The sequence below is a fragment of the Streptomyces sp. NPDC058469 genome, from assembly GCF_042721125.1.
Taxonomy (GTDB): Bacteria; Actinomycetota; Actinomycetes; order Streptomycetales; family Streptomycetaceae; genus Streptomyces.
In genome coordinates this window covers 1-2456 of sequence record NZ_JBHXME010000340.1, presented here as the reverse complement: position 1 = coordinate 2456, position 2456 = coordinate 1, and the positions used below count along the sequence as shown (strand labels likewise).

Genomic DNA, 2456 nt, shown 5'->3' with positions numbered 1-2456 from the left:
GCCCCCCCCCCGCTGCCGGGCTGATCGCGCTCGCCCCGCTCATCACGTCGCCGGCCGGGCGTCTACAGCCGGCCGACAGCCCGGTGGCGCGCGCTTGGGCTGCCGTACCGCCCATGGAATGGCCGACCAACACGTAACGCCGGTCGCCGAGTTGATGCCGTACGGCCGTGGCGTGCGCCCCGGTCAGCGACTCCAGGTCCCGTGCCACCGCGTCTCCGTGGTCGATGCCGGAGTGCCGCACCTCGAAGACGTCCCGCTCGCCCTCGAAACAGGGGGCGAACCCCGCGTACCAGGGGCGCCCCAGGGTGCTGGCGAAGCCGGGAACACAGACGAGGGCGGGACCCTGGGTCCCGGCGGCCAGCCGCAGCGGCGGCAGCGCGTGCCGGGCCGCCTCCTCGGGGCCGAAGACGGGCGCGCCGATGGACGCGGTCACCAGGAGATGCATGGCCGATACGACGTCACCGGTCTCGCAGACCTTCCGGTACAAGGCAGGCAGCGACCGCCCGGCGCCGCGCCCACGCCCGCCGGGCCCTACCGGCGACGGGACGGTGGCGGCGGAGGCCTCGTCGGGCAGGCCACCGCGCAGCTCGCCGTACAGATGCTCGGCGAGCTGTTCCGTGTCCGGCCAGTCGTAGGCCACGGTGACGGCCAGCGGGGTCCCGGTCAGCAGGCTCAACCGGTTGCAGAGCATGACCCGCATCAAGGAGTCGAGGCCCAGTTCCGAGAAGTCCCGGTCGACCGAGTCGGCGTCCGTGTGCCCGAGCACGCCGGCGACCTCGGTCCGGATCAGCGCCTGAAGTGCCGGCAGCCGCTCGGGCACGGGCAGTGCGACGAGCCGGTCCCGCCAGGACCCGGCGGCACCGTCCGCCGGGATGGTGGAAGAGGCTGACTGCCGGTCCGCGCGCATGAGCCCGCGCAGCGGCGGCGGGACGACCGTCCCGGCCGGAATTGCCTTCGGCGAACGGTCCAACGGCAGTGGTGCGAGGACCGGTTCACCACTTCCCAGCGCGGCGTCGAAGAGCGCGAACGCCTGCTTGGGGGAGACCGCGCGCACCGGCCCGCCGTGGACCCGGCCGCTGCGCGCCGCCATGCCCTCCTCGTCCGCCCAAGCGCCCCAGACCAACGACAGTGCGGGCAGGCCCAGTTCGGCGCGATGGCGGGCGAGTGCGTCCAGGAAGGAGTTGGCCGCCGCGTAGTTGGCCTGACCGGGGTTGCCCAGCAGCCCGGCCGCCGACGAGAACAGCACGAACTGCGCCAGGGGCAGCCCCTTCGTCAACTCGTGCAACTGCCAGGCCGCGTCGGCCTTCGGCCGCAGCACTGTCGCCAGCCGCTCAGGAGTCATCGACGCCAGCACACCGTCGTCCAGGACCCCGGCCGCGTGCACTACGGCGGTCAGGTCGGGCCCGAACGTCTCGACTGCGGCGGCGAGTTGGTCACGTTCGGTGATGTCGCAGGCCACCAGGTCCACTTGGGCGTCCACCCGCTGGAGATCGTCCCGCAACTCCCGTGCACCCGGGGCCTGTTCACCGCGTCGGCTGAGGAGTACGAGCCGCCGAACTCCGTGTCGGTCGACCAGGTGCCGTGCCAGCATCGCCCCCAGGGACCCGGTGCCACCGGTGATGAGGACAGTGCCCCCGCCGAGGGAGCCGTCTTTCGCCGAACCGGGAGCGGTGGCCAGTCGCGGGACGCTCAACATGCCCTCGCGGACGGCGATGTGGGGTTCGCCGGTGGCGAGGGCGGCGGGCAGCTGTCGTAGCGACTCGGGGCGGCCGTCGACGTCCACCAGGGTGAGGCGCCCGGGGTACTCGGACTGCGCGGTCCGCAGCAGGCCCCAGACCGTGGCGGCGGGCAGGTCGGGGGAGGCCTCGGAGGCACCGCGTGTGACCACGGCCAGTCGCCCGGGACCGGCGAGATGTGTTTGCAGCAACTCCAGTGCCCGTACGGTCAGTTCGTGCGCCGCGGCGGCCGGGTCCGTGCTCGCGCCGCCGGGAGCGGACAAGGACGCCACGACCAACTCCGGCGTCTCCTCGGACCAGGACGACTCGTCGTCGGCGGAGGCGAGGAACGCGGCCAGGCCCAAGTCGTCCGTCTCCGACATCGCTACGGCGGGTACCTCGCCGGCGGCCGGAACGCCCGTCCAGCGCAGCCGGTACAGCTCTCCGGCCGGGGTGGGACCCATCTCCGGTGCCGGTCGGGTCGTCATCGACTCCAGCCGGGCCACGGGCGTGCCCGTCGAGGTGGCGAGGTCGAGGGTGACCGAGTCGGGGCCGGTCGTCGTCATGCGGACGCGCAGGGCTGTCGCACCCGTGGCGTGCAGGGTCAGACCCTGCCAGGCGAACGGCAGACGGGGCGCACCGGTCGTCTCGGACATCTCGGCGCTGCTCTCGGAGCGCGAGGCGATGCTGCACGGCATCCGGGAGGGCGTCGTCGCCCTGGACCGCACCGGCCGCATACGG

General features: G+C 73.5%; 1 protein-coding gene. It reads right to left on the bottom strand.

Annotated elements, in window-relative coordinates; translation table 11 throughout:
- Positions 1–2281 (bottom strand): SDR family NAD(P)-dependent oxidoreductase (locus tag ACFWP5_RS52255; RefSeq protein WP_384174479.1); only part of this gene is annotated, 2281 nt, incomplete at its 3' end.
- Positions 2282–2456: the final 175 nt, after the last annotated feature.